Raw genomic sequence first — 26,118 nt, 5'->3', positions numbered from 1 at the left:
TTCTGGACAACTGTCCGGCTGTCTCGTCTCGAACGATAGCCGCAGACAATGTCAAGCCGCAAGAGCGGCCCCCAACCGCCCCGCGAATAGCGAAAAATACGCAGTTCATCAGCCCCTTTCAGGATACGCACTTGCCCAACCGCGACATCGTCCGATAACTTGGACATGTGTCCAGCGATGCGGTGTCCGCAGTCACAGAGCCAGCTCCCGAGCCAGACAAGGAGTCCCCGCGCAACCGCCGGCAGGAGGAGACCTTCCGCAAGGTCCTGACCGCCGGGACCGAGATGTTGCGCGAGTCCTCCTACGCCGATCTGACCGTGCGCGCAGTCGCGGCACGCGCCGGGGTAGCGCCGGCCACGGCCTACACATACTTCTCGTCGAAGAATCATCTGATCGCCGAGATGTACCTGGATCTGGTCAGCCAGTGCCCGTACTTCACGGACGTGAACGACTCCATGACCACGCGCGTCGACAAGGCGCTCCGGGCACTGACGCTGGTCGTCGCCGACGAGCCCGAGGTGGCAGCTGCCTGCACCACGGCCCTGCTGGGCGGCGGCACCGATCCGGCGGTGCGCAAGGTGCGCGACCGTATCGGCGCCGAGATCCACAAGCGCATCCGGTCAGCCGTCGGGCCCGATGCCGATTCGCGGATCGTCTCCGCCCTCGAGATGACGTTCTTCGGCGCGCTGGTCAACGCCGGCAGCGGCGCCTTCACCTACCACCAGATCGCCGATCGGCTGACCTATGTCGTCGGCCTCGTCCTCGGAGAGGACAAATGAGCATGAGCCTGGGAGAGCACTGATGAGCTTGGACATAGTCAAACCGATCCTCGACCCGTACGACTACGAATTCCACGAGGATCCGTACCCCTACTACCGCCGACTGCGCGACGAGGCACCGCTGTATCACAACGAGGAGCTCAAGTTCTGGGCGTTGTCGCGGCACAAGGACGTGGTCGCCGGCTTCCGCAACAGCGTCACGCTGTCCAACAAGCACGGCGTGTCCCTGGATCCGATCTCCCGCAATGACGAAGCCCACCGGGTGATGTCGTTCCTCGCCCTCGACGATCCCGGTCACCTCCGGCTGCGCACCCTGGTCTCGAAGGGATTCACCCCGCGGCGTATCCGCGAACTGGAGGGCCGGGTCACGGAGATCGCCCACCAGCACCTGGATACGGCTCTAGAGATCGGAACGTCCGGCTCCATCGATTTCGTAGACGATTTCGCAGGCAAGCTGCCCATGGACGTCATCTCCGAACTGATGGGCGTGCCGGACGAGGACCGGGTTCGCATCCGGGCGCTTGCCGACGGTGTCATGCACCGTGAGGACGGTGTCGCCGATGTCCCCGAATCCGCGATCGCCGCCTCCGGGGAACTGTTGGTCTACTACGCCGACATGGTGAAGCAGCGCCGCAAGAACCGCACCGACGACTTGACGTCGGCACTGGTGGAGGCCGAGATCGACGGAGACCGGCTCACCGACGACGAGATCATGGCCTTCCTGTTCCTCATGGTGGTGGCGGGTAACGAGACGACCACCAAACTTCTTGCCAACGCCGCGTACTGGGGCTTCAAGAATCCGGACCAGCTGGCCCCGGTGTTCGACGACCACGCCCTGGTGGTGCCGTGGGTCGAGGAGACCCTGCGCTATGACGCCTCCAGCCAGATCCTGGCGCGGCTGGTCACCGAGGACCAGACGTACTACGACACCACGGTGCCCGCCGGCGATGTGCTGGTGCTGCTGATCGGCTCGGCGAACCGAGACGAGCGCGCCTTCGAGAACCCCGACGAATACCGGATCGATCGCGAGATCGGCCCGAAACTGGTGAGTTTCGGCAGTGGAGCCCATTTCTGCCTCGGCGCGCACCTGGCGCGCATGGAGGCGCGGGTGGCACTGACCGAGTTGTTCAAGCGAATCCGCGGATACGAGGTGGACGAGGCCAACGCTGTCCGTGTCCACTCCAGTTCCGTACGAGGATTCGCTCACCTGCCCATTGCGGTGTCCCACCGCTGAAGCCCATCACAGTAAAGGCACGCTAAATGGCACGTTTCGAACCCCATCCCGACCGCCGACCGGCCATCGTGGCTGGCGCGTCGTCCGGCATCGGCGCCGCCACGGCGACCGAGCTTGCCGCGCACGGCTTCCCGGTCGCCCTCGGCGCTCGCCGCGTCGAGAAATGCCAGGAGCTCGTCGAGCAGATCACCGCCGATGGCGGCGAGGCAATCGCGCTGCCGCTCGACGTCACCGACGCCGAGTCGGTGAAGTCGTTCGTGCACGGCGCCACCGAGGCGCTCGGCGACATCGAGCTACTGGTGGCAGGTGCCGGTGACACCTTCTTCGGCCAGCTCCACGAGATCAGCACCGACGAGTTCGAGAACCAGATCCAGATTCACCTCATCGGCGCCAATCGCCTTGCCACCGCTGTGCTTCCGGGCATGGTCGAGCGGCGGCGCGGCGACATCATCTTCGTCGGCTCTGACGTGTCCCTGCGGCCGCGTCCGTACATGGGCGGCTATGGCGCAGCCAAGGCCGGCCTGCTGGGCATGGCCAAGACCCTGCAGATGGAACTGGAGGGCACCGGCGTGCGCGCCTCCGTGGTCCATCCCGGGCCCACCAAGACCGCCATGGGCTGGAGTGCGCCCATGGACAAGGTCGGCGAAATGCTCGAGGACTGGGCCAAGTGGGGCCAGGCCCGGCACGACTACTTCCTGCGCGCGGCAGATCTCGCGCGGGCCATCACCTTCGTCGCGGAAACCCCCCGCGGCGGCTTCATCGCCGAACTGGAGATTCAGCCCGAAGCTCCGCTCGCCGATGTCAAGGACCGCCAGAAGCTGAGAGTGGAAGGCTGACAAGAACATGACGAGCTCAGAACTCAAGGAAGTACAGCGCGTCTCGGGCGGTGAAGCAGACGAACACGGCCACCTGGAAGAATTTCGCACCGACCCGATCGGCCTGATGCAGCGCATCCGGGACGAATGCGGTGACGTCGGTTGGTTCCAGCTGGCCGACAAGCAGGTGGTGCTGCTGAGCGGTGCGGAGGCCAACGAGTTCTTCTTCCGCTCCAGCGACAGCGAACTGAACCAGGCCGAGGCCTACCCGTTCATGACGCCGATCTTCGGTGAGGGCGTGGTGTTCGACGCCGATCCCGAGCGCCGCGCCGAGATGCTGCACAACACCGCGCTGCGCGGTGAGCAGATGAAGGGCCACGCGGCCACCATCGAGAACGAAGTCAAGAAGATCATCGCTGACTGGGGACCCCAGGGCGAGATCGAACTGCTCGACTTCTTCTCCGAGCTGACGATCTACACCTCGACGGCGTGCCTGATCGGGCTGAAGTTCCGCGAGCAGCTCGATCGCCGGTTCGCCGAGTACTACCACCAGTTGGAGCGGGGCACCGACCCGCTCTGCTACGTCGATCCCTACCTGGACATCGAGAGCTTCCGCATCCGCGATGAGTCGCGCGTCAAACTCGTAGCGCTGGTGCAGGAGATCATGGACGGTCGCATCGCCAATCCGCCGAAGGGCAAGGAGGATCGCGACCTGCTCGACGTTCTGGTGTCGATCAAGGACGACGAGGGCAACCCCCGGTTCACAGCCAACGAGGTCACCGGGATGTTCATCTCCCTGATGTTCGCCGGGCACCACACCAGTTCGGGCACGTCCTCGTGGACGCTCATCGAACTGCTGCGCAACCCCGAGGTGTACGCACAGGTGCAGCAGGAGCTCGACGACCTCTACGCCGACGGCCAGGAGGTGAGTTTCCATGCGCTGCGGCAGATTCCGAAGCTGGACAACTCGCTCAAGGAGACCCTGCGCCTGCATCCGCCGCTGATCATCCTGATGCGCGTGGCTCAGGACGAGTTCGAGGTGGCGGGCCATCCGATCCACAAGGGCCAGATGGTGGCAGCCTCCCCGGCAATCTCCAACCGGATCCCGGAGGACTTCCCCGAGCCCGACACTTTCGACCCTGCCCGCTATGAGAAGCCGCGTCAGGAAGATTTGATCAACCGGTGGACCTGGATCCCCTTCGGCGCCGGTAAACACCGTTGCGTGGGTGCGGCGTTCGCGCAGATGCAGATCAAGGCGATCTTCTCGGTTCTGTTGCGCGAGTATGAGTTCGAGATGGCCCAGCCGGCCGAGAGCTACCAGAACGACCACTCCAAGATGGTCGTGCAGCTGGCTCAGCCGGCCAAGGTTCGCTATCGGAAGCGGGTTTCCGGCGGGCATGAGCGCAGCGACCGGGGAATCGAGTAGGAGCGCACTCATGGGCTGCTACCGCGTTGAGGTCGACGAGGATCTGTGCCAGGGCCACGCCATGTGTGAGCTCGAAGCGCCGGACGTGTTCCGGGTGCCGAAACGCGGCGTCGTCGAGATCCTCGATCACGAACCATCCGACGAGCTCCGCGATGCCGTCGAGATGGCCGTCGAGATGTGTCCTACCCGAGCACTATCCATCACAAAGAAAGCGGAACAATGACTTCATCCTCCAAACGAGAAGCCCTCGAAGCCTGGTCCGATCGCTGGCTCAAGGCCAACCAGGAGGCCGAGAAGGCCGGTGACTGGAAGCCGCTGGCCGACTTCTACACCGACGATGCAACCTACGGCTGGAACATCGGGCCCAAGGAAGACGTCATGTGCATCGGCAAGGACGAAATCCGGGACACCGCACTGGGCCTGGAGATGGAAGGCCTGGAGAACTGGGTCTACGAGTACCAGCGGGTGCTGATCGACGAGAAGCAGAACGAGATCGTCGGCTTCTGGAAGCAGATCGCCCACAAGTCCGACGGCAGCACCGCCGAGATCTACGGCATCGGCGGTAGCTGGTTCCGGCTCAACGATCAGCTGCTCATCGAGTGGCAGCGCGACTTCTTCGACTTCGGGCACGTGCAGAAGGCATTCATGAACCTGATCAGCTCCGGCGACCTCACCCCGACGATGCAGAAGCGCATCGAGCGCAGCCTCGCCGGCGAGAAATTGCCCGGCTACTACCCGCGCGGCGAAGCGCCGGTCAAGATCTGGTAGTTCCCGGCCAAGCAGTTGCTTGGGGGTGGGTGTGACCCACGCAACTAATGGCTCTAGTCTGTGGTCAACGGCTCTAGTGGAAGGCACACGCGATGAAGACCAAAGGCGCTCTCATCTGGGAGTTCAACCAACCTTGGACGATCGAGGAGATCGAGATCGGTGACCCCGTCAAGGACGAGGTCAAGATTCAGATGGAAGCCTCGGGCATGTGCCATTCCGATCACCACCTGGTGACCGGCGACATCCCGATGGCAGGTTTCCCGGTGCTCGGCGGCCACGAAGGCGCAGGCATCGTGACGGAGGTCGGCCCGGGCGTCGACCACATCCAGCCCGGTGATCACGTCGTGCTGTCGTTCATCCCGTCGTGTGGCGAGTGTCCGGCGTGCCAGGAGGGTCTGCGCAACCTGTGCGACCTGGGCGCGGGGCTGCTGGCCGGCACGGCGGTCTCCGACGGCACGCATCGCATCCACTCCGTCAAGAACGGTCAGCCCGTCATCCCGATGACCCTGCTGGGCACGTTCAGCCCGTACATGGTCGTGCACAAGAGCTCGGTCGTGAAGATCGATCCGTCCATCCCGTTCGAGGTGGCCTGCCTCGTGGGCTGCGGCGTCACCACCGGCTACGGCTCGGCGGTGCGCAGCGGTGACGTCCGCCCGGGTGACGACGTCGTCATCGTCGGCGTCGGCGGTGTCGGCACCGGTGCGCTGCAGGGCGCCCTGGCCGCCGGCGCACGCAACGTCTTCGCCGTCGACCCGGTCGAGTTCAAGCGCGACAACGCGCTGAAGTTCGGTGCCACCCACGCCTACCCGGACATCTTCTCCGCGATGGCCGGGGTCGCCGAGGTCACCCAGGGCCGGATGGCGCACAAGACGATCGTCACCGTCGGTGAGCTCAAGGGCGAGGACATCGACCACTACATGAACATCACCGCCAAGGGCGGCACGGTCGTGGCCACCGCGGTCGCCAACATGGCCAGCAACGACGTCAAGCTCAACCTGTCGATGCTGACCCTGCTGCAGAAGCGCTTGCAGGGCACCATCTTCGGTGGCGGCAACCCGCACCACGACATCCCGCAGCTGCTGAGCATGTACAAGGCCGGCCGGCTCAACCTGGACGACATGGTGACCCGCCAGTACAAGTTGGAGCAGATCAACGACGGCTACGCGGACATGCTCGAGGGCCGCAACATCCGCGGCGTCATCCGCTACACCGACGCCGACCGCTAAACCCCTTACCCGCGAAATGGCATTCCAGCAGACAAAGGTCGAGTAACCACCTGCTGGAATGCCATTTCGGCATATGGAGGAAGGAATTTCGTGACCGAGACAACCACTGAGACACCCGTCGTCGTCGCCTCGCGGTCGTCGTGGAGATGCGTGCAATCCGGTGACCGGGAGGGCTGGCTGGCCCTCATGGCCGATGACATCCTGGTCGAGGACCCGATCGGTGAGGCCGTCACCAACCCCGACGGCACCGGGGTGCGCGGCAAGGAAGCACTCGCCGCCTTCTACGACACCAACATCGGTCCCAACGAGCTGACCGTCACGTGCGAGGAGACGTTCCCGTCCAGCTCGCCGACCGAGATCGCCTACATCCTGGTGCTGCGCACCAAGTTTCCCAACGGGTTCACCGCCACGGTGCGAGGCGTCTTCACCTACAAGGTGAACGACGAAGGGCTGATCACGAACCTGCGCGGCTACTGGAATCTGGAAGCGATGCAGTTCGCAGAGGCGGACGGAAACTGACCACCGGATCGCTCGCCGGCCGCGGCGCGATCGTGGTCGGCGGCACCCGCGGCATCGGCCTGGCGGTCGCCGAGCTCCTGGCCGCCCAGGGTGCGGGTGTGGTGGTCAACGGCCGCGACCTGGGGGCTGCCTCAGCCGCGGCCGAATCCATTTCCGGTGTCGCCCATGCCGGTTCACCGGCCGACCCTGTGGTGGCCGACGCACTCGTCGACACCTGCGTATCCGAGTTCGGTCACGTCGACATCCTGATCAACTGCGCCGGCACCGCGGAGCCGGCGGGGTCCTCGATCTTGAACGTGACCAGCGCCGAGTTCCGGAGCCTGCTCGACGCACATCTGGGTACGGTGTTCGAGACCTGTCGCGCAGCGGCGCCCAAGATGGTGGCTCAAGGGGGTGGCGCCATCGTCAACACCAGTTCCTTTGCATTCCTGGGCGATTACGGCGGCAGCGGCTATCCGGCGGGCAAGGGCGCGGTGAACGGGCTGACCCTGGCGATTGCCGCCGAACTCAAGGAACACGGCGTGCGTGCCAACGTGGTGTGCCCGGGCGCCCGCACCCGGCTGTCCACCGGATCGGACTATGAACAGCACATCGCTGACCTCAACCGGCGCGGACTGCTCGACGACGTCAGCATGCAGGGCGCACTGGACGCCGCTTCGCCGGACTACGTCGCCCCCACGTACGCCTACCTGGTCAGCGACCAGGCCAAAGACGTGACGGGCCGCATCTTCATCGCCGCGGGTGGGTTCATCGGCGAATTCGCCCGGCCCTCAACCGGTTTCATCGGATACCGAGATCACCACAGTGCGCCGCCGTGGACCGTCGAGGAACTGCACGAGGCCATTTCCGGGACATAACCGGAGTTCAGGACGCGGTGGCCTCCACTATGCTTGGTCTCCATGGCGTCCGTCTTCACGAAGATCATCAACGGAGAACTGCCCGGACGATTCGTCTATGAAGACGATGAGATCGTCGCGTTCCTGACCATCGCCCCGATGACGCAGGGCCACACGCTGGTGGTTCCCCGCGCCGAGATCGACAACTGGCAGGACGTCGAACCCGCGGTGTTCGCCCGGGTGATGGAAGTGTCGCAGCTGATCGGCAAGGCCGTCTGCCGGGCATTCGGCGCACAGCGCTCCGGCGTGATCATCGCCGGTCTTGAGGTGCCGCACCTGCACGTGCACGTGTTCCCGGCCTACAACCTGGCCGACTTCGGTTTCGCCCACGTCGACAACAACCCGTCGGCCGAGTCGCTCGACGAGGCTCAGGCCAAGATCAAAGCCGCGCTGGCAGATCTGCAATCCTCGGCAGGCTGACGGTGAACCGGCAGCCCTGACCGGGCGCCGTGGTGACGTTCACCGTGCCGCCGTGCGCCAGCACCAGGGAATGCACGATCGACAGGCCCAGCCCGGTACCGCCGCTCGCGCGGGTGCGTGAGGTATCCGCTCGGTAGAACCGCTCGAAGACCCGTCGCGCGTCCTCCTGGCTCATGCCAGGGCCTTCGTCGCACACCTCGATCACCGCGTCGTCGCCGTCGGTGCCCACCCGCACCGTGATCCCGGCGGTTTCCGGTGTGTGCTGCACGGCGTTGGCGACCAGGTTGCTCAGCACCTGACGCAATCGGGCCTCGTCGCCCAGCACCTCGGGGGTCCCCGGACCGTCGAACACCTCCATCCGCACCCGACGGTTCGGGGCGATCGACTGGGTGTCGTGGACGGCATCGGTGGCCAGGGTCAACAGGTCGACCCGGTGCTGATCGAGCGGCCGTTGTGCATCGAGTCGGGCCAGTAGCAGGAGGTCCTCGACCAGCAGGCCCATCCGTCGGGATTCGCTCTCGATCCGGCCCATGATCATCTCGACGTCGCGCGCCGCGCCCTGGCGGTAGAGCTCGGCGAATCCGCGGATCGTGGTCAACGGGGTCCGCAGCTCGTGGCTGGCATCGGTGATGAAGCGGCGCATCCGTTCCTCGGAAGTCCGCGCCTGCTCGGCCGAGGCGTCCGAAGACGCCACCGCCCGCTGGATCTGCGCGAGCATGCCGTTCAGCGCCAACGACAGTCGTCCCACCTCGGTCCGCGGATCACGTTCGGGGACACGGCGATCCAGCTGTCCGGCCGCGATGGCCGCGGCTGTTTGTTCCACCTCCACGAGGGGACGCAGGCTGCGGTGCACGACGGCGTAGCCGACGACGCCGAGCACCACCAGGACGACCGTGCCGATGCCGACCTGCGACCAGATCAACGCCCGGACCGAAGACTGGACGTCGGACAGATCGATCGCGACGGTGGTGAGCTCGCCGTTCGGCCCCTGCACCGTCATGGCCCGCCACTGCACGTCGGAGGATCCGACGGACTCGACGGTCACCGGCACCGGACCGACATCGTTGTCATCGGGGAGCTCGGGCTCCGCCTCACGGTCGTTGACCGCGATCCAGGTCCTGCCGTCCTGGTCGACACCGCGCACATAGAAATTCGACGGCGGGCGGGCTGGGTTCGGCCCTTCCAGCGGCGTCGACGGCAGTTGGCGCGGCTCCTGGGCCCAACTTCCCGCGGCGTCAAGAAGCGTCTGGTCGATTCGGCTCACCTCGGTGTGCCGCATGATCGAGGTCACTGCGACGCCGGAGGCGAGCAGCCCACACGCCACCAGGACCAGCGCGACCGCCACCAGCCCGACCCGCAGCGGCACACCGTGCCGCTCTACCCGGTCAAACACTCCAGAATTATGCCGCCGCCGAACGAGGCGTCAGCGTGGCTCGCGCAAAACGTAACCGACGCCGCGCAGAGTGTGCAGCAGACGCTTGTCGCCCGTGTCGATCTTGCGGCGCAGGTAGGACACGTAGGACTCGACGACGTTGACGTCACCGCCGAAGTCGTAACGCCACACGTGGTCGAGGATCTTGGGCTTCGACAGCACCGTGCCCGCATTGATGATGAAGTAGCGCAACAGGGTGAACTCGGTGGGCGACAGCGAAACGGGTTCGCCAGCCTTCCAGACCTCGTGCGTGTCCTCGTCGAGTTCGATGTCGGCGAAGGACAGCTTGGCGCTGCGGGGCTCCTCGACGCCCCGGCCGGACCGGCGCAGGATCACCCGCAGCCGGGCCACCACCTCTTCGAGGCTGAACGGCTTGGTGACGTAGTCGTCGCCGCCCAGCGTCAGGCCGGCGATCTTGTCCTGCAGGCTGTCGCGCGCGGTGAGGAACAGTGCTGGGGCGTCGATGCCGTCGGCGCGGAGCCGGCGCAACAGCCCGAAGCCGTCCATGCCGGGCATCATCACGTCCAGGATCACGGCGTCGGGCCGGACTTCCCTGGCCTTGTCCAGCGCGGCGGCGCCGTTGGACGCGGTGTAGACCTCGAAACCCTGGAACTTCAGGCTGACAGACAGCAGCTCCACGATGTTGGCCTCGTCGTCGACGACGAGAACCCGGGCCTCCGGGACGCTCTCAGGTAATGCAGGCATGGCCATTCCCTGATGTTGGTAGTACCTGTTGAACTCAACCTGCATGCACGCTGTGCACTTCCTGTGAGTTTAACTGTGATCGGGGTAACTACACTGACGCCCATGAATCTCGGCAAGACGCTGATCCAGGTTGCTACCGCGCCGGTGCGAATCGGGCTGGCGGTGGCCGATGCCGGTCTCGGCATCGCCAACGAGACCCTCAACGCGGTGCAACGCAGCATCACCGAAGCAAATCCCCTCAACGGCAGGTCATCGATGGCCTCGCTGTTCGGCATCGACGATGCGGTGGAGCGGGCGAACCGCCTGGCGCGACTGCTGGACGATGACGCGCCACTCGGCCGGGCACTGGCGCCCGAAGGCCCGATCAACCGTTTGCTGCGACCAGGTGGGATCGTCGATCAACTGACCGCCGAGGGTGGCCTGATGGACCGGCTGACCGCAGACAACGGCGCCGTGGCCCGGGCTGTCGCCCCCGGCGGCCTGGTGGACCAGGTGACCATGGAGGGCGGTCTGCTGGACCGGTTGACCACCGCCGATGGCGCCGTGTCCCGGGTGATCGCACCCGGCGGGTTGGCCGATCAACTGCTCGCCAACGACGGACTGTTCGAGCGGGTGCTGCGTGAGGACGGGGTGGCCGACAAACTCCTCGCCGAGGGCGGCCTGCTCGACACCCTGACCGATCCCGACGGCCCGCTGCTCAAGCTCGCCGATGTGGCCGACACCCTCAACCGGCTGGCGCCCGGGCTCGAAGCCCTCGCGCCCACCATCGACGCTCTGCACGAAGCCGTCATCACACTGAGTCAGGTGGTGAACCCGTTGAGCAACATCGCCGACCGCATCCCACTGCCCCGCCGTTCGTCTCGGCGAAGCTCCCCGCGGCCGGTCAGTTCCCAGCGAGTTATCGACGCCGACGAGTGACCCGCTAAACTAGGCCGCGTTCGACCCGCCTCCTTAGCTCAGTGGTAGAGCAACGCCCTTGTAATGCGTAGGCCATCGGTTCAATCCCGATAGGAGGCTCCACGCATCGACTCGGTTGTCGGTGGTTGCAAGTAATTTCCCATCATGAGGCTCTGTCGCGGTTGCGGTACACCGCTGTCGAAGCGCAGCCAGAAGCTCTACTGCGGTAATGCGTGTCAAGCTGCGTCGCGACGAGGCGCCATGACGAAGCGCTGGCTCGAGTCAGGCGACGCCCGGGTCCGCGGCGAACAAGGCAACTACATCCGGCTTTACCTCATCGAGGCACAGTCGGGCTGTTGCGCCATCTGCGGCGCGGCCAGCGTGTGGCAGGCGCTACCCCTGACCTTGATCATGGATCACATCGACGGGAACCCGACCAACAACCGACGCGAAAACCTGAGACTGGTCTGCCCCAACTGCGACTCCCAGTTGCCGACATACAAGAGCCGCAACCGCGGTAACGGACGGCACAGCCGCCGGCAGCGCTACGCCAACGGGCAGTCGTTCTAGCGTTCACGTCTCGTCGGCGATGTTCTCGTGGCTCTCGTGCAGTCCCGGCCCCTCGGGATCCTCACCCCGACGGTCGAATTCGTCCTGCAGCTCCTCTTGCCCCTCAGTCACCTTACGGGCGTCTTTCGGTATCGGCCTGCCACCGTCACGTTGGTCCATAGCCTGGTGAGTCGCCCGCATCGACCACGGCTAAACACCTACACGCGGGTGGTGAGCTTCCGGAACGCCTGGTATTCGCTTTCCTTGTAGGGCCGTCCGTCGGGCTGCAGCAGATCGCTGAACCACACGTTCGGCACCTTGGTGTAGGGCTTGTCCCACGAATCCCACGGGAAGTAGGTCTGGGTTTTGCCGGCCACCAGACCCCAGCTATAGGCAGCGACGTTGTGCCGCTTGGCAACCGGAAGCACACCCTCAACGGTGCTGCCCTGGTCTCGGGCCAGGTATTCGGTGCACATGATCGGCCGGCCCAAGGGAGCGAGTTCGGCGATGCGAGCCTCGAATTCAGCAGGCCCGGCGTACGAGTGGAAGGAGATGATGTCGGAGTTGTCGAGTTGGAAGCTGTCCATCTCGCTTCGGCTTCCGCGGTCCCAGCTGCCCTGCCACACACCACTGGTCAACGGCTGCACGGCGTTGACCGAACGCGCCCAGGCGAACACCTGGGGCAGCAGTCCTCCGACCGCATCGATCTTGTCCTTGCGCTCGACCTTGCGATACTGCTTGGCGGGGTTGTCCGGCTCGTTCCACAGGTCCCAACCCAGGACCCGGTTGTCGTTGCGGAACTGACTCATCACGCCGACCACGTAGTCGCGCAGTACAGGGCGGTAACGGGGGTCGTCGATGCGTTGCGCACCGGGGCTCTGCACCCAGCCCGAGTTGTGCACGCCCGGCGTCGGTGCCCGCTGCGCGCCTAGCTGCGGGTTCGGATCCCAGCACGAATCGAAGAACACGAACAGCGGCTTGATGCCCTGACGCGCCGCGATCCCGACGAAATTCGCGAGCCTGCTTTGGAATCCGGCGCGATCCTGCGCCCACAGCAGATCGTGCAGGAACACCCTTACCGTGTTGAACCCGAGTAGGCGGCACGCCTGCAGCTCACTGTCGATGCGCCGCGCGTCATAGGTGCCGGCGCCGAACATCTCGATCTGGTTGATCGCGTTCGAGGTGATGAAGTTGGTGCCGACCAACCAGCCCTGCGCCTGATACCACGCGTTGGCTCGCTCCACCGGCCACTGACCGGGTGCGGCACTCGCCCGCGGGATCACCGAAAGCGGGGCCAGCACCTGAGGAAGAGCGGCCGCAGCTGCCATTACCAGCGGGATCTTGAGGGCCGTTCGACGGTGCACCTAGTGAACATAGTGGCGCTCAGCAAAGACCTCGGCCTCACGGATGACATTGCAACCATTGAGGTTTCAGATTGTTATCAACTCGGCACCGTCAGAGCCGGCCCACCGTGAAATCGGCGGCCTGACCGGGCATGCCATTGAGTACATATGCGGTGTGTGCGAAGTTGGGAACCCCGGCCGGCGTTCCGTCGCAGATCGTGTCGCCGGGCTCGCACAGCTCGATCGTCTTGTCCTTGTATCGCTGACCGATCACCATCGGCGGCGCGCCGATGTCGCGCATGAACTCGTCGGACGGTGTGCCCAGCAGCACCACCGATGCCACGTGGTCGGCAATCTCCGGCGCCATGGGCTCGGGGATGTACTGCTTGTACTCAGCCGGAATCCCGTCGGGAACGGTGGCGGCAGTGGTGTAGCCCGCTACGACGGCGCCCTGCGAGTAGCCGCCCAACACCACCTTCGTCTTGGGACAGTCCCTGGCCGTCGCCTTGACATGGTCGGACGCGTCGCGGATACCGTCGACGACGGTTCTGGCGAACTCGATCCGGTCACCGAAGTTTCCACTGGCCTGGTAGTTCACCGGATACACCTCGACCGAACGTTCCCCGGTGCGCGCACGCAGCGCATCGACGAAGGACTGTCCCGGGCCACCGACGCCGGGCGGCTCGTAGGTGCCGCGAGCGAACACCACCTCGACATCTGGACACGGCGGCTGCGCCGACGCGGCCGGCATGGGTGCGAACGGGGCGGTGCAGGCAGCGATCAGCGCCGCGCCCTGGAAATATCTGAAGACGTTCATTTCGACTCCACGCCTACCGGATCGTGACGAACGTTACGGTTCCCCATGCTGGCACATTCCAAACGCGGAGAACAGGGCCCGGGACTTATCCCAGCGGAACATCCAGGTAGGGCCGCGGGTCGGCCGCGCCGGGTCCGTCGAAATGCCACCACTCCCCCGAGTACACGTTCAGCCCGCCGGCTTTCATGGCCTCGCGCAGTCGCGCCCGATTGGCCTGGGCTGCAGGGCTCACCCCGTCGGTGGCGTACGCGAGGCTGCGCGGGGTGAAGTCGTCGAACCCGGTGCCCATGTCGACGAGCGACCCCCCTCGGGCGATCGTGACGTCGACCGAGCGACCGGCCTCGTGACTGCGGGCATAGGCGCTCGGGCGGGCCACCCAATTCGGGTTGGGCACCACCTCGAACATCCTGACCTGAACCTCGTGTGGCCGGTAGCAGTCCCAGAAGACCAGCTTGTCGGGCCGCAGGGCGGCCGCCGCCGCGGCAAGGCCGGGGGCCATCGACTCGTGCACGAGACAGGGAGCACCCGCTGGATAGAGCTGCCGGCCGACGAAGTTGTCACTGGTTGCGTACCGCAGGTCGATCACCGCGTCGGGCACGACCGAGCGCACGTCGACCAGCCCGGCTTCGGCAGCGGGCCGGGCGGACGCCGGTGGGGCCCAGAGGACACCGGCAAGCAGAACCAGGGCAGCGAATGCGATGCGCACGGACAAATTGCACCACATCCACTTAATTGCCTGCTCAAGCATCATTTCAGCCATCCCGTCAATTGCCTGGGAGGTGAGCGACCGCGGCGATAGGCTTTGCCCGTCTGCGCAGGAGGATCACATGAGCCTCGACGGGAACCAGACATCGATCGACGAGCTGCTCGATCGGGCTGTGCGTGCCTGCAATCGCGGCGACCGCGCTGCCGCGAACTCCCTGGCCGAGCAGGTCCTGGCGGTGGACCGCGGCAACGCGGACGCCGAAGATCTACTCGCCGCCTCCGACGGTCACGGGGAAATCCGACGCCTCACGTTGATGTTCATCGATCTCGTCGACTCGACGGTGCTGTCCACGCGCGTCGAACCCGAGACCTACCGCACGCTGGTCGGCCGGTATCGCCAGGACGCGATCCGCCTGGTCAACCACTATGAGGGCCACATCAGCTCGACCAAGGGCGACGGACTGCTGGCCGTGTTCGGCCACCCCAAGGCCCACGAGAACGATGTCAAACGAGCCGTCGCCGCAGGGTTGGAGATCACCCACGCGGTGGCCCGAATCAGCGAACAGGCAATCCGTAGATTCGGCGTCACCATCGACGTGCGGGTGGGCGTGCACCGTGGAGTCGTCTACCTCGACACCGCGCAAGACGACGTCTACGGTTTCGCCGCGAACCTGGCCGCCCGCATTTCCTCGCTGGCGGCACCGGGAACCGTCGCCGTGTCGGACGCGGTGGCGGCTCTGATCGGCGGCACGTTCGAACTCGCGGCCTGCCCGGCCGCACCGGTCAAAGGTGTCGACGAACCTGTGACCCATCATCGGGTGCTGTCCGACTATCCGACCGCGGTAGCGACCCGCACCGCTGCTCTGGTCGGACGGCACCGCGAGCGGGACTGGTTGGAGTCCGCCTGGCAGCAGGCCGAAGACGGCACGTTGAGGTGTGCCGGCGTGGCGTTCCGTGGCGAAGCGGGCATCGGTAAGACCCGGTTGGGCCGGGTCGCTGCGGATCTGGTCACGGGATCGGGCGGAACCGTCATCGAGCTGAGGGGCTCCCCGCTACACGTCGACGCCGGCCTGTATCCGGTGCGCCGCCTGCTGGAACGCCGTTGTGGCATCGACCGGCTCACCGAAGCCGCTGAGCGGATCCGTCTCCTGGAGTCTGAATTACGTTCGCACGCAATGGATCCCACGGCAGCTATTCCGTTTCTCGCGCCGGTGCTGGGCGTGGGACCAGAACACGGCTACCAACCCGCGATCGCCGAGGGCCGCACCCTGTATGAGCTCATCGGCGCGACCGTGCTCCGATACCTGCTGGCATGCCTGAACGGTGCTGCCGGCCTGGTCATCGCCGAGGACATGCACTGGTTCGACCCCTCCACCATGGATGTGGTCGACGCCTTGCTCACCGGGGCCGACGGGCGGCGGCTGATCGTGCTCACCGGACGCGAGGGCAAGTGGCTCAGGCCGGACTGGCCGGTCAAGCTCTTCGAGCTCACGGCGCTGAGCACCGACGAGTGCAACGAGCTGATCGAAGCGTTGGACCCGGCCGTGACGGATGCGCAGAAGGCCGCCGTGTGCAGTCGATGCGATGGGATCCCGTTCTACATCGAGCACGTCGTGGCCGGCCTGGATGCCGCAGCCAACGACGAGCAGGTACCGGAGGCGCTGTACGAACCGTTGTTCGCCCGACTTCACACCCGGCCAGATGTGGTGCCGGTGGTCGAGGCCGCAGCCGTCATCGGGCGAAGCGGTGACCTCGCGTTGCTCCGGTCCGTGGTGGGCTCCGACGTCGACACCGACACCGTGGTCGCCGCGCTGGCCGAGGCGCAGGTGTTCCAGATCGAGGACGAGCGTTGGCGATTCCGTCACGAGCTGCTGCGCGAGGTGGCCGGCGAGCTGGCGCCACCGACTCTGGAACGTGACCTGCACGCCCGGGTGGCACGCGAGCTGGTTGACCAGGCCGCGGGAGTGGAACCCGATTGGCGGCTGGTGGCGCGCCATTACGAGGGAGCGCAGCGTTTCCATGACGCCGTCTCCGCGTACCGGAAGGCGTGTGTGCAGGCCCGGCGACGCGCGTCCGCGTCGGAAGCCTGCGCATATCTGACACATGCACTTGAACTGCTGAACCGGTGCGCCGCCGGGCCGCAACGCGACGAGGTCGAGATCGCACTGCGCCTGGAGCGCGGATTTCTGATCGGGGCCGCGCACGGAAGCATGAGTGGCGATGCTCCCGCCGACTTCGAGCGCTGCCTGCAATTGACCGCCGACGGACGACATCAGGACGACATCTTCGCAACGCTGACCGCGCTGATCAGCTACTACGTCCCCCGGGCAGACCTGCGCCGGGCCCACGAACTCCTCGACTCCATGGCCGCAGGCATCACGACGCAGCGGCCATGGTTCCATCGGGCGATCGCCTCCTCGATGGGTTCCATCACCTGGCTGGAGGGCAGCTTCACGGTGGCCCGGGAACACCTGTTGACCGCGCTCGCCGACCCGTCTCCGTCGGATCCCCGCGAACTGGACGACACCTGGCGGGGCAACACGGATCCGATCTCGGGTGCCTACACCTACCTGGCTCTTTCCGATCTGATCTCCGGAGATCTGCCGGGAGCAAAGGCCGACCTGGCCGCCTCGGTCCACCGCTGTGAACAGCTGGGTTTCCCGCTGAACGCCTTCAACCGGGCACATACCTATTTCAAGGAGATCTGGGTGTGTCTGGAGGCCGGCCAACTCGATGAGGCGCTCTTGCTTTCCGGCGAAATGCGTCGCTGCACCGAGGATTCCGGCTTGGACCTGTGGCGCTTCGTCAGCGCCACCGAGTACGCCACCGTCAAGGCGGTGGCGGCGATGCGCGCCGGCGCCGATGCCGCCACGTTGGAGGCCGCCGCCGCGAAGATCGCCAGAGGCGTCGACGGATCACGACTCATGCACCTCAACGTCTATCTGACCTTTCACGACGCGGTCATCGGCCGATTGCTCATCGCGGCCGGTCAGCCGGACAAGGCACGCGAACGGCTGGAAATGTCACTGAGCCTCGCAGAGGAGACCGGAATGCACTTTCACGATGCGGAACTGATGCGGCTGCGAGCCCATACCGTGCCACTGGACCAGCGTCGGGCCGCTCTGGCCGATGCGTTGGACTTCGCGCGGCGTCAAGATGCGGTGTTGTTCGAATTACGTTGTCTGATCGACTCTTTCGAGTTGCTCGGGGACGGGGACCGCGAAGGTTTGACCTCCGCGGTGAACCGGCTACCCGGGAACGCCGGCTGGCCTGAACAGGCACGGGCCGAACGGATCCTGTCATGACCAAGGTCGCGGTGCTGGGGGGCGGTGTCGGCGGGTTGACCGCGGCCCATGAACTGGCCGACCGCGGATTCGACGTAACCGTCTACGAGCGGCATACAGCGTTCGGCGGGAAGGCCCGGTCGATGCCGTTCCCCGGGACGGCCACCGGTGGGCGCAAGGATCTGCCGGGCGAACATGGATTCCGGTTCTTTCCAGGGTTTTATCGACATGTCCCGGACACGATGGTGCGAATCCCCCACAACAGTCAGACCGTCGCCGACCATCTCGTCACGGCGACGCAGATGATGCTGGCGCAGCACATGGGCGCCAACGAGATCATCGTGGCCACCCAGGTCTCGTCTGCACTCGACGATCTGTCGGCCACCATGAAGGCCATCTGGCAACTGGGCGTGGGACTGGGTATCCCGCCGCAGGAGATGACGGCGTTTGTGGAACGGCTGCTCACCCTGCTGGCCTCGTGCGACGAGCGTCGCTTTGGCCAGTGGGAGCAGACGAGTTGGTGGGACTTCATCGGCGCGGCCAACCGCTCGCCGCAGTTTCAGAAGTTTCTGGCCAACGGGATGACCCGCACGCTGGTGGCGGCGAAGGCCACCGAGATCTCGGCACGCACCGGCGGTTTGATCCTGTGCCAGTTGATGTTCGACCTGGTACGCCCGAACGGGAAGATGGACCGGGTGTTGGACGGGCCGACCAGTGACGTCTGGATCGATCCGTGGCTCACCCATCTCGCCGGCCTCGGGGTGAACCTGTGTGACGGCTACGAGGTCACCGGGATCGATTGTGACGAAAAACAGATCACCGGTGTGTCCATGTCCGTCGACGGCCACACCGAGCAGATCGTGGCCGACCATTACGTGGCGGCGATGCCCAAGGAGCGCCTTGAGCTGCTGCTGACGCCCGCGCTCTGCGCCGCCGAGCCGCGACTCACCGGCCTGTCGAAGCTCAAGACCGACTGGATGAACGGCGCGATGTTCTATCTCGACGTCGACAAGCCCCTGGTCCACGGCCACGCCATCTTCATCGACTCCAAGTGGTCGTTGACCGCTATCTCCCAAGGGCAGTTCTGGCGCAATTTCAACTGGGCGAATCGCGGTGATGGCCGGGTGGAAGGCATTCTCTCCGTGGACATCTCGGCCTGGGATGTACCGGGGAGCACCCCGTACCAGGCCAACGTGTGCAGTCGGGACGAGATTCGTACCGAGGTGTGGAAGCAGATCACCGACCACATCGATGACGGCTCCCTGACCGAGGCCAACGTCATCGACTTCTTACTCGATCCGGCGATCACGTTCGGCACCGGACCGAACCGGCCGAAGTCGAAGAACGACGAGCCCTTGCTGATCAACACCAAGGGCTCGTGGGCGGACCGCCCGGACGCCGTGACGGCCCTCCCCAACTTCTTCCTGGCGGCCGATTTCGTGCGCACCTACACCGACTTGGCGACGATGGAGGCCGCCAACGAGGCCGCGCGGCGCGCGGTCAACGGGATACTCGACGCCACCGGGTCGCCCGCGACCAGGTGCCCGGTGTGGCCGCTGCACGAGCCGCGGGCATTGGAGCCGTTCCGCCGATGGGACAAGCTGCGCTGGCGACTGGGTCAGGGACCCGTCACACCGCCGATCAAGATCGACTTGGCCGGGATACCGGGGACTACCGGCGCCCTCGCACGCGGCCTGCTCGCGGTGCTGGGTGGCTCCGCCTGAGATTTCGCACGCTGGACTGCGCCGACATGTGCGGCTGCTCGGTGATGCCGGCAAGTGCGCACAGGTTGCCTGCGACGTCTTGGTTCTCACCTGTGGTGATGCTTCGCAGCAGGAGCGCGATCGGCGGCCATTTCGCCGGCGGCTCCAGATAGAAGGCGCCCAGGCCGGCCGCCCACGCGAGCTGGTGGACCCGTTTCTCGTGCGCAGCCTCCGGATAGACGGCCAGACTGGTCGCGAAGTTCCAAGCCCCCTCCCGGAACTTGGTCAGAGTGTCCTTGATGAACAGGTCTTCCTTGGGGATCGCCCAGCGCAGCCACCGCACCCCCGGCGACCGGCGTTGGACGATGTCGAGCATGTCCGGCGTCTGAAGGGACACCAACTCGTTGACGTGTTCGAAATCGGCGTGGATGTCGGGCAGCCGGTTCGCGGCGAGGTCGACCACCGCGATTCCCAGGTCGAAGCAGATGTGAGCGTTCAGGCTGGCGACCATGTGCTGCAGCATCGACGCTTTGCGGTTGTGTTGGTTGAGGAACGCGATCTCCCACGGCAGGGTCAGCGCCTCCGGGTCGTGGGAGCGCGGATGGAAAAAGGCGTTCAACGCGTCGAAGTACCGCCTCGCGAACACGCAGTCGAGTTGCTCGATCCACTGCGCATCGGTGAACTCGCCGGCGCGGGCTGCGCGCTGGATGGCGATCGTGCCCCGTTTGTACAAGGCGGCGAAGTAGCCGATCGTGCTGTCCGCCCGGATCGACCAGTCGATGACGAGGTCCAGATTGCGCACCACGTCATCGAAGGTGGAAGCGTCTTTCAAGGGTTCCAGAACCAGAGTTTGTGTGGTCATCGTCATCCCACCTCCGTTGTCCGATCGAATACAGATTCGCGCGGTTCGGACACGGTGTCGTGAGTAGCCGCCTACCCTAGTTTCGAACGGAAATGACACTCTCTTCTTCAGCCATGTCGCTTTCCGATGTACGATAATCGCACTCTTGATCCGGCCCCGGAGCCCTCCGACGGCCTTTTACTTACGCGCAGAAGTAACCGACGGAATGGAGCGATCCTATGGCGTCAGCCGTACCGGAGACCGTCGCAACCCGCTATGCCGGCAGACGGGTCGAACGGGTGGAGGACACCCGCCTGCTCACCGGACGCGGCACGTACGTCGATGACATCACGCGCCCCGGCATGCTGCACGCCTGCTTCGTCCGCAGCCCCTACGCGCACGCAAAGTTCACCGCCATCGATGCCACCGCGGCCCTGGCCGTGCCCGGTGTGCACGCAGTGCTCACCGCCGCCGATCTGAATCCCGAGGTCAAAGAGGCCTGGCATGCCGTCGCGGGCAAGGACGTCCCGGACACCCCGCGGCCACCGCTGGCCGAGGGTGAGGTGAAGTTCGTCGGCGATCCGGTGGCCCTGGTCATCGCCGAAAGCCGCTATATCGCCGAGGACGCCGTGGATCTGGTCGACGTCGACTACGAACCGCTGCCCGCAATCGCCGACTTCCGTCAGGCGCTGACCTCCGACGTGGCCGTCCATGAGGCCTTCCCGGACAACAATGCCGGCGGCATGGCCGGCATGCCCCCGGACGAGGAGGTCTTCGGCGCCGCCGCACATGTGGTGAAGGAGCACATCTACCAGCAGATGCACGTGCCGGTGCCGATCGAATGCCGCGGCATGGTCACCGAATGGGCGCAGGCGACGGGCGAGCTGACCATCTGGGCCTCCACCCAGACCCCGCACGAGTTGCGGGCTTTCGCAGCCCGTCTGCTCGGCATCCCGGCCCAGCATGTGCGGGTCATCATGCGCGACACCGGCGGCGGGTTCGGCCAGAAGGTCGTCCCGATGCGCGAGGACATGTGCATCATGCTGGCCGCGCGCAAGGTACGCACCGCGCTCAAGTGGATCGAAGACCGCCGCGAGAACCTGATGTCGGCGGGTCAGTCCCGCCACGTCGACGGCGATGTGCGCATGGCGTTCGACGATGACGGCGCCATCCTGGCCGCCGACATCGACTTCGTCCAGGACGTCGGCTCCTACCCGACCCCGTACCCGGTGCTGACCACCGCGGCCATCGGCATGTTCTTCCCGGGCCCTTACCGGGTACCGAAAGCGAGCTTCAACTACAAGACGGTGTTCTCCAACACCGCCGGCCTGCACGCCTACCGCGGCCCGTGGCAGTACGAAACCCTCACCCGCGAAATACTTCTCGACATCGCCGCGCGCAAGATGGACATGGATCCGGTGGAGCTGCGGCGCAAGAACCTGCTCCGCCGCGACGAGATGCCGTATTTCAACCCCAACGGTATGCCGTATGACCACGTCGCCCCGATCGAGACGTTCGAGCAGGCGGTCAAGATCCTCGACCACGAAGGGTTCCGCAAGGAGCAGGCCGAGGCACTGGCCCAGGGCAGGTACCTCGGGCTGGGCTTCTCGGCCTACATCGAGCCCACCGGCGCGGCCACCGGGCACCTGGCCAGCGAGGGCTGCACCATCCGGATGGAGCCGACGGGCAAGATCAACGTCTACGTCAACGGCGGGTCCACCGGAAACAGCTTGGAAACCACCGTCATTCAGCTCACCGCCGACGCACTCGGCGCCGACATCGACGATGTCGCCACCATCCAGGGCGACACCGCGGTGACGCCGTACGGCGCGGGCACCCAGGGCAGCCGCAGCGCCCCGATGACGGCCGGGGCGGTCAACGAGGCCGGCACGATCCTGCGCAACCAGCTGGTGGCGATGGCCGCCGCCAGGCTGGAGGTCTCCGAATCCGAGATCGAGCTCGGCGGGTCGCGGGCCGTCGCGCGCAACGATCCCGAAAAGAGCGTGAGCTTCGCCGATCTGGCCTACCGCGCGCACTACGAGCCGCAGATGCTGCCGCCCGGCATGTCGGCGAACCTCGAGGCCACCGCCCGCTACACCGCGCCACCGACCGCCCCGATCCACTGGGCGAACGCCACCCACGCCTGCACCTGCGAGGTCGATGTCGTCACCGGCCACGTCACCCTGACCCGCTACATCGTCAGCGAGGACGTCGGCCCGATGATCAACCCCAACGTGGTCGAGGGCCAGATCGCCGGCGGCACCGTCCAGGGCATCGGCGGGGCACTGCTGGAGAAGTTGTCCTATGACGACGCCGGAAACCCGTTGTCCTCAACCTTTGTCGACTATCTGCTGCCCACCGCCACCGAGGTCCCGACGATCGAGTACGGCCACGTCGAGATCCCCGGCCCCGGCGTGGGCGGCTACAAGGGAGCAGGCGAGGGCGGTGCCATCGGCTCGACCCCCGCGGTGATCAACGCCGTCAACGACGCCTTGGCCCCGCTCGGCGTCACCTTGACCACCTTGCCTGCCACTCCGGCAGCCATCGTCGAAGCGATCGAGCAGGCACAGGAACTCGGCTCGCAGAAACCATCAGGAAGGGATCACTGATCGTGGAGCTCAACAACGAATTCCGGGTCGCGGTACCGGCGGCGAAAACCTGGGAGGTGCTGACCGACGTCGAACGCGTCGCCCCCTGCCTGCCCGGTGCCACCCTCCTGAGCGTCGACGGAGACGATTTCACGGGTGCGGTCAAGGTCAAGGTCGGTCCGATCACGGTGTCCTACAAGGGTGATGCCACCTTCCAGGAAAAAGACGCAGCAGCGCAGCGGGTGGTGCTCAAGGCCAACGGCAAGGAGACCCGCGGCAACGGCACCGCCTCGGCCATCGTGACCGCCCAACTGAAGGACGAGGGCGCCGACTCCACCCTCGTGGTGGTCACCACCGATCTGGCCATCTCCGGCAAGGCCGCCCAGTTCGGCCGCGGCGTGCTCGCCGATGTGGCAGGCAGCCTGATCGACCAGTTCGCGAAGAGCCTCGAAGCCGAACTGGTCGGTGGGGCTACCCCCTCGGACGAAACCAGCTCTGCCGGAGCAACATCCGCGCAGGCACCACAGGAGGCCGCCCCGATCAATGCGCTCGCTCTGGCCAAGGTGATGGCGGTACCGATGGCCAAGCGCTTCGCTCCGGCCATCGGGGCGGTCGCGGCCGCAGGCGTGCTGGGGTTCCTGGTCGGCCGGGCCGGCCGCACCAAGCGCAAGAGCACCGGGCTGAGCACCGAAGATCTGCACGCAGCGCTGCTCCGGTTGGTGTCATGAAGCCCGCCCCGTTTGCCTATCACCGGCCCGCCACCGTCACCGAGGCAGTGGCCATGCTCGGTGAGTTCGGCGAGGACGCCAAGATCCTCGCCGGCGGCCAGAGCCTGGTACCCATGCTGGCCATGCGCCTGACGCACTTCGAGAACCTGATCGACATCTCGCGAGTGCCGGAACTCAACGACATCACACTGCACGGCAACGAGGTTCGGATCGGTGCGGCCACCCCGCACGCCATGGTCGGACTCGACGACGAGATCGCCGACTCGGTGCCGCTACTGACCCTGGCCACGCCGCACATCGGGCACTTCCAGATCCGCAGCCGCGGCACGCTTGGCGGCGCGATCGCGCATGCCGATCCCGCTGCCGAGTACGCGGCGGTCGCACTGGCACTCGACGCGACCATCGAGGCCACCTCGGCACGCGGCGTCCGCCAGATCCCAGCCGCGGAGTTCTTCACCGGCCTGTGGGAGACCGCCCTGGCCACCGACGAGATCCTGACCGCGGTGCGCTTCCCGGTGACGTCGGGTCGCAGTGGCTTCGGGATTGCCGAATTCGCCCGTCGCCATGGCGATTTCGCGATAGCCGGCGCGGTCGTCGGGTTCGATCTCGACGAGGACGACCGGATCACCCGCTGCGGCATCGGCCTGCTCGGACTCGGCTCCACACCGCTGCGGGCCGTCCCGGCCGAAACGGCCCTGATCGGCACCCCGATCGGTGGCATCAGTCCCGACGAGATCGGCCGGCTGGCGATGTCCGAGCTCACCGACATTCCTTCCGATCTGCAGGGCTCCGCGTCATACCGGGCCCGGGTCGGCGCGGCCATGGTGTCCAGAGCCTGGACCCAGGCAACCACCCACGCCGAGGAGGCCCTCAATGCATGAACTGCCGGTCGCGGTTTCGGTCAACGGGCGTGATTACCAGGGGGTGGTCGAGCCCCGGGTGACCCTCGCCGATTTCCTCCGCGACAACTGCGGCCTCACCGGCACCCACCTCGGCTGCGAGCACGGCGCATGCGGTGCCTGCACGGTCCTGTTGGACGGCCAGGCGGTCCGATCGTGCCTGGTGTTCGCGGTACAGGTCGACGGCCAGGACGTGACGACGGTCGAGGGCATCGCCGGCCCGGACGGCGAGCTGTCCCCGGTGCAGTCCGCCCTCAAGGAGTGCCACGGCCTCCAGTGCGGCTTCTGCACGCCGGGATTCGTCACGTCGATCACCGCGCTCCTGCGCGACAACCCGGACCCCACCGATGAGGAGATCCGCGAGGGACTGTCGGGCAACTTCTGCCGGTGCACCGGCTACCAGGGGATCGTCAACGCCGTCCACCGGGTTTGCGGCCACGCCGAGGACAGCGCCGAGCTCAAGCCTCTAGGTCAGCAATAACTTTCACGATGCGCCGGGCCCTGGTCTCAACGGCCTTGGCGCTCTGCACCGACGTGACGTGCGCCTTCTGCCTGCTGTAGGACAGGCGCTCCGCCCATCTGGAGCATTTCCGTCGGGAACCTCATGCCCCCTCCCGGTCCCCAAACTCACCGGTCAGCCGGTAAGAGTGGAGACATGAAGATCGGATTCATCGGGCTGGGCAACATGGGCTCGGCCATGGCCGCGAACCTCCTCACCGCCGGGCACGAGGTCACGGTGTACAACCGCTCCCCCGACAAGGTGACCGCGTTGGCTGCCCAGGGGGCAGTGCCTGCGGCATCGGTGGCGGATGCGTGTCATGGCGACGTCGTCCTCACCATGCTTTCCAACGACGCCGCGGTGGAGGCCGTCACGTTCGGCGACAGCGGCATCCTTGCCCACCTGCCCGGCGGCGCCGTTCACGTCTCGTCGTCGACCGTCAGTGTCGCCCTGGCCGACCGTCTCACCGCGGCCCATGCCGATGCCGGGCAGGGTTTCGTCGCTGCACCGGTGTTCGGACGTCCGGAAGCCGCCGCAGCTGCCAAGTTGTACGTGGTGGCGGCGGGCGCGCCGGCCACCGTCGAGACGGTGTCGCCGATTTTCGATGCGATCGGGCAACGCACTTTTGTGCTGGGCGAGGAACCCCGCGCCGCGAACCTGGTGAAGATCAGCGGCAACTTCCTCATCGCCTCGGTGATCGAATCCCTCGGTGAGGCAATGGCACTGGTGGGCAAGGCCGGAGTGGACAAACAGCAGTATCTGGAGTTGCTGACATCGACGCTGTTCGATGCGCCGGTGTACCGCACCTATGGCGGGTTGCTGGCCCGCGAGGAGTTCAGCCCGGCCGGTTTCGCCGCCCCACTCGGACTCAAGGACGTCAAACTCGCACTGAGTGCGGGCGAGGAACTACAGGTGCCCCTGCCCGTCGCGAGCTTGTTGCGCGATCGCTTCCTGACCCTGCTGGCCACCGGCGGCGGCGAGCTGGACTGGTCCGCAGTGGGCGCGCTGAGCGCGTGGGAGGCCGGAGGAAAACCTCCGGCCTGAC

26 protein-coding genes and 1 tRNA gene are annotated in these 26,118 nt (G+C 66.0%); 20 read left to right on the top strand and 7 right to left on the bottom strand.

Going from position 1 to position 26,118, the window contains the following annotated elements:
- Positions 1-167 precede the first annotated feature (167 nt).
- From AC4ELH_RS30990 to AC4ELH_RS30945, 10 genes are all read left to right on the top strand, one after another.
- Positions 168-779 carry a TetR family transcriptional regulator gene (locus tag AC4ELH_RS30990; RefSeq protein ID WP_064884692.1) on the top strand — a complete coding sequence of 204 codons (612 nt, stop codon included), beginning with the start codon at positions 168-170 and terminating at the stop codon, positions 777-779.
- Between the two features lie 22 nt (positions 780-801).
- Entirely contained in the window at positions 802-2,013 is a 1,212-nt protein-coding gene (locus AC4ELH_RS30985) for a cytochrome P450 (protein ID WP_064884690.1), read from the top strand.
- A gap of 26 nt (positions 2,014-2,039) precedes the next feature.
- Entirely contained in the window at positions 2,040-2,849 is an 810-nt protein-coding gene (locus tag AC4ELH_RS30980) for an SDR family oxidoreductase (protein ID WP_064958864.1), read from the top strand.
- 7 nt (positions 2,850-2,856) lie between these two features.
- Positions 2,857-4,254, top strand: a complete 1,398-nt coding sequence (cyp51, locus tag AC4ELH_RS30975) for a lanosterol 14-alpha demethylase (RefSeq protein ID WP_448447555.1) — start codon at positions 2,857-2,859, stop codon at positions 4,252-4,254.
- A 10-nt stretch (positions 4,255-4,264) separates the two neighbouring features.
- Entirely contained in the window at positions 4,265-4,477 is a 213-nt protein-coding gene (locus AC4ELH_RS30970) for a ferredoxin (protein WP_448447557.1), read from the top strand.
- Positions 4,474-5,022 carry a nuclear transport factor 2 family protein gene (locus AC4ELH_RS30965; RefSeq protein ID WP_448447559.1) on the top strand — a complete coding sequence of 183 codons (549 nt, stop codon included), beginning with the start codon at positions 4,474-4,476 and terminating at the stop codon, positions 5,020-5,022. The genes AC4ELH_RS30970 and AC4ELH_RS30965 overlap by 4 nt, the downstream gene beginning before the upstream one ends.
- Positions 5,023-5,114: 92 nt before the next feature.
- Positions 5,115-6,248 carry an NDMA-dependent alcohol dehydrogenase gene (locus AC4ELH_RS30960; RefSeq protein ID WP_044520554.1) on the top strand — a complete coding sequence of 378 codons (1,134 nt, stop codon included), beginning with the start codon at positions 5,115-5,117 and terminating at the stop codon, positions 6,246-6,248.
- A gap of 90 nt (positions 6,249-6,338) precedes the next feature.
- Entirely contained in the window at positions 6,339-6,767 is a 429-nt protein-coding gene (locus AC4ELH_RS30955) for a nuclear transport factor 2 family protein (protein ID WP_498888583.1), read from the top strand.
- A 29-nt stretch (positions 6,768-6,796) separates the two neighbouring features.
- Entirely contained in the window at positions 6,797-7,624 is an 828-nt protein-coding gene (locus tag AC4ELH_RS30950) for an SDR family NAD(P)-dependent oxidoreductase (RefSeq protein ID WP_498889498.1), read from the top strand.
- A gap of 42 nt (positions 7,625-7,666) precedes the next feature.
- Positions 7,667-8,083, top strand: a complete 417-nt coding sequence (locus tag AC4ELH_RS30945; RefSeq protein ID WP_064884678.1) for an HIT family protein — start codon at positions 7,667-7,669, stop codon at positions 8,081-8,083.
- On the opposite strand, the gene AC4ELH_RS30940 is transcribed toward AC4ELH_RS30945, so the two are convergent.
- Complete coding sequence (locus AC4ELH_RS30940; protein ID WP_498888581.1) at positions 8,043-9,476, bottom strand: sensor histidine kinase; 1,434 nt, start codon at positions 9,474-9,476, stop codon at positions 8,043-8,045. The genes AC4ELH_RS30945 and AC4ELH_RS30940 overlap by 41 nt on opposite strands.
- A gap of 30 nt (positions 9,477-9,506) precedes the next feature.
- On the bottom strand, positions 9,507-10,226 hold the full coding sequence (locus tag AC4ELH_RS30935; RefSeq protein WP_064884923.1) for a response regulator transcription factor: 720 nt from the start codon (positions 10,224-10,226) through the stop codon (positions 9,507-9,509).
- A gap of 96 nt (positions 10,227-10,322) precedes the next feature.
- On the opposite strand from AC4ELH_RS30935, the gene AC4ELH_RS30930 reads away from it, so the two are divergent.
- The 3 genes from AC4ELH_RS30930 to AC4ELH_RS30920 all read left to right on the top strand — a co-directional run bounded on the left by AC4ELH_RS30930 (position 10,323) and on the right by AC4ELH_RS30920 (position 11,687).
- On the top strand, positions 10,323-11,138 hold the full coding sequence (locus tag AC4ELH_RS30930; RefSeq protein ID WP_448447565.1) for a hypothetical protein: 816 nt from the start codon (positions 10,323-10,325) through the stop codon (positions 11,136-11,138).
- Positions 11,139-11,165: 27 nt separating this feature from the next.
- Positions 11,166-11,240: transfer RNA gene (locus tag AC4ELH_RS30925), tRNA-Thr, on the top strand.
- Positions 11,241-11,282: 42 nt separating this feature from the next.
- Positions 11,283-11,687 (top strand): HNH endonuclease, encoded by a 405-nt coding sequence (locus tag AC4ELH_RS30920; protein ID WP_448447567.1) that lies wholly within the window; start codon positions 11,283-11,285, stop codon positions 11,685-11,687.
- 197 nt (positions 11,688-11,884) lie between these two features.
- Here the strand turns inward: AC4ELH_RS30920 and AC4ELH_RS30915 are convergent, their stop codons facing one another.
- The 3 genes from AC4ELH_RS30915 to AC4ELH_RS30905 all read right to left on the bottom strand — a co-directional run bounded on the left by AC4ELH_RS30915 (position 11,885) and on the right by AC4ELH_RS30905 (position 14,550).
- Positions 11,885-13,030: a glycoside hydrolase 5 family protein gene (locus tag AC4ELH_RS30915; protein WP_448447569.1), complete on the bottom strand. Its 1,146-nt coding sequence runs from the start codon at positions 13,028-13,030 to the stop codon at positions 11,885-11,887.
- 91 nt (positions 13,031-13,121) lie between these two features.
- Complete coding sequence (locus tag AC4ELH_RS30910) at positions 13,122-13,826, bottom strand: cutinase family protein (RefSeq protein WP_064884667.1); 705 nt, start codon at positions 13,824-13,826, stop codon at positions 13,122-13,124.
- An 85-nt stretch (positions 13,827-13,911) separates the two neighbouring features.
- Positions 13,912-14,550 (bottom strand): M15 family metallopeptidase, encoded by a 639-nt coding sequence (locus tag AC4ELH_RS30905; RefSeq protein ID WP_448447647.1) that lies wholly within the window; start codon positions 14,548-14,550, stop codon positions 13,912-13,914.
- A gap of 103 nt (positions 14,551-14,653) precedes the next feature.
- Between AC4ELH_RS30905 and AC4ELH_RS30900 the strand changes: the two genes are divergently transcribed.
- Complete coding sequence (locus AC4ELH_RS30900) at positions 14,654-17,836, top strand: ATP-binding protein (RefSeq protein ID WP_498888577.1); 3,183 nt, start codon at positions 14,654-14,656, stop codon at positions 17,834-17,836.
- Positions 17,833-19,539 carry a hydroxysqualene dehydroxylase gene (locus tag AC4ELH_RS30895; protein WP_498888575.1) on the top strand — a complete coding sequence of 569 codons (1,707 nt, stop codon included), beginning with the start codon at positions 17,833-17,835 and terminating at the stop codon, positions 19,537-19,539. The genes AC4ELH_RS30900 and AC4ELH_RS30895 overlap by 4 nt, the downstream gene beginning before the upstream one ends.
- On the opposite strand, the gene AC4ELH_RS30890 is transcribed toward AC4ELH_RS30895, so the two are convergent.
- Positions 19,487-20,380 (bottom strand): DUF5995 family protein, encoded by an 894-nt coding sequence (locus AC4ELH_RS30890; protein ID WP_131811660.1) that lies wholly within the window; start codon positions 20,378-20,380, stop codon positions 19,487-19,489. The genes AC4ELH_RS30895 and AC4ELH_RS30890 overlap by 53 nt on opposite strands.
- A gap of 218 nt (positions 20,381-20,598) precedes the next feature.
- Here AC4ELH_RS30890 and AC4ELH_RS30885 point away from each other — a divergent pair, with 218 nt between their 5' ends.
- From AC4ELH_RS30885 to AC4ELH_RS30870, 4 genes are read left to right on the top strand one after another with little or no spacing between them, the layout of a single operon-like run.
- Positions 20,599-22,968 carry a xanthine dehydrogenase family protein molybdopterin-binding subunit gene (locus AC4ELH_RS30885; protein WP_498888572.1) on the top strand — a complete coding sequence of 790 codons (2,370 nt, stop codon included), beginning with the start codon at positions 20,599-20,601 and terminating at the stop codon, positions 22,966-22,968.
- A 2-nt stretch (positions 22,969-22,970) separates the two neighbouring features.
- A complete protein-coding gene (locus tag AC4ELH_RS30880) occupies positions 22,971-23,675 on the top strand; it encodes an SRPBCC family protein (protein WP_064958853.1) in 705 nt (234 codons plus the stop codon).
- Entirely contained in the window at positions 23,672-24,556 is an 885-nt protein-coding gene (locus AC4ELH_RS30875; protein ID WP_498888570.1) for an FAD binding domain-containing protein, read from the top strand. The genes AC4ELH_RS30880 and AC4ELH_RS30875 overlap by 4 nt, the downstream gene beginning before the upstream one ends.
- On the top strand, positions 24,549-25,055 hold the full coding sequence (locus tag AC4ELH_RS30870; protein WP_448447580.1) for a (2Fe-2S)-binding protein: 507 nt from the start codon (positions 24,549-24,551) through the stop codon (positions 25,053-25,055). The genes AC4ELH_RS30875 and AC4ELH_RS30870 overlap by 8 nt, the downstream gene beginning before the upstream one ends.
- On the opposite strand, the gene AC4ELH_RS30865 is transcribed toward AC4ELH_RS30870, so the two are convergent.
- Positions 25,033-25,104: a hypothetical protein gene (locus tag AC4ELH_RS30865; protein ID WP_498889496.1), complete on the bottom strand. Its 72-nt coding sequence runs from the start codon at positions 25,102-25,104 to the stop codon at positions 25,033-25,035. The genes AC4ELH_RS30870 and AC4ELH_RS30865 overlap by 23 nt on opposite strands.
- Positions 25,105-25,178: 74 nt before the next feature.
- Between AC4ELH_RS30865 and AC4ELH_RS30860 the strand changes: the two genes are divergently transcribed.
- Positions 25,179-26,117 carry an NAD(P)-dependent oxidoreductase gene (locus tag AC4ELH_RS30860; protein WP_110916900.1) on the top strand — a complete coding sequence of 313 codons (939 nt, stop codon included), beginning with the start codon at positions 25,179-25,181 and terminating at the stop codon, positions 26,115-26,117.
- Position 26,118 lies beyond the last annotated feature (1 nt).

It is taken from the genome of Mycobacterium shunyiense, assembly GCF_058270075.1.
Note: the sequence above shows the minus strand (reverse complement) of the source record. Positions and strands in the feature narration are given on the sequence as shown.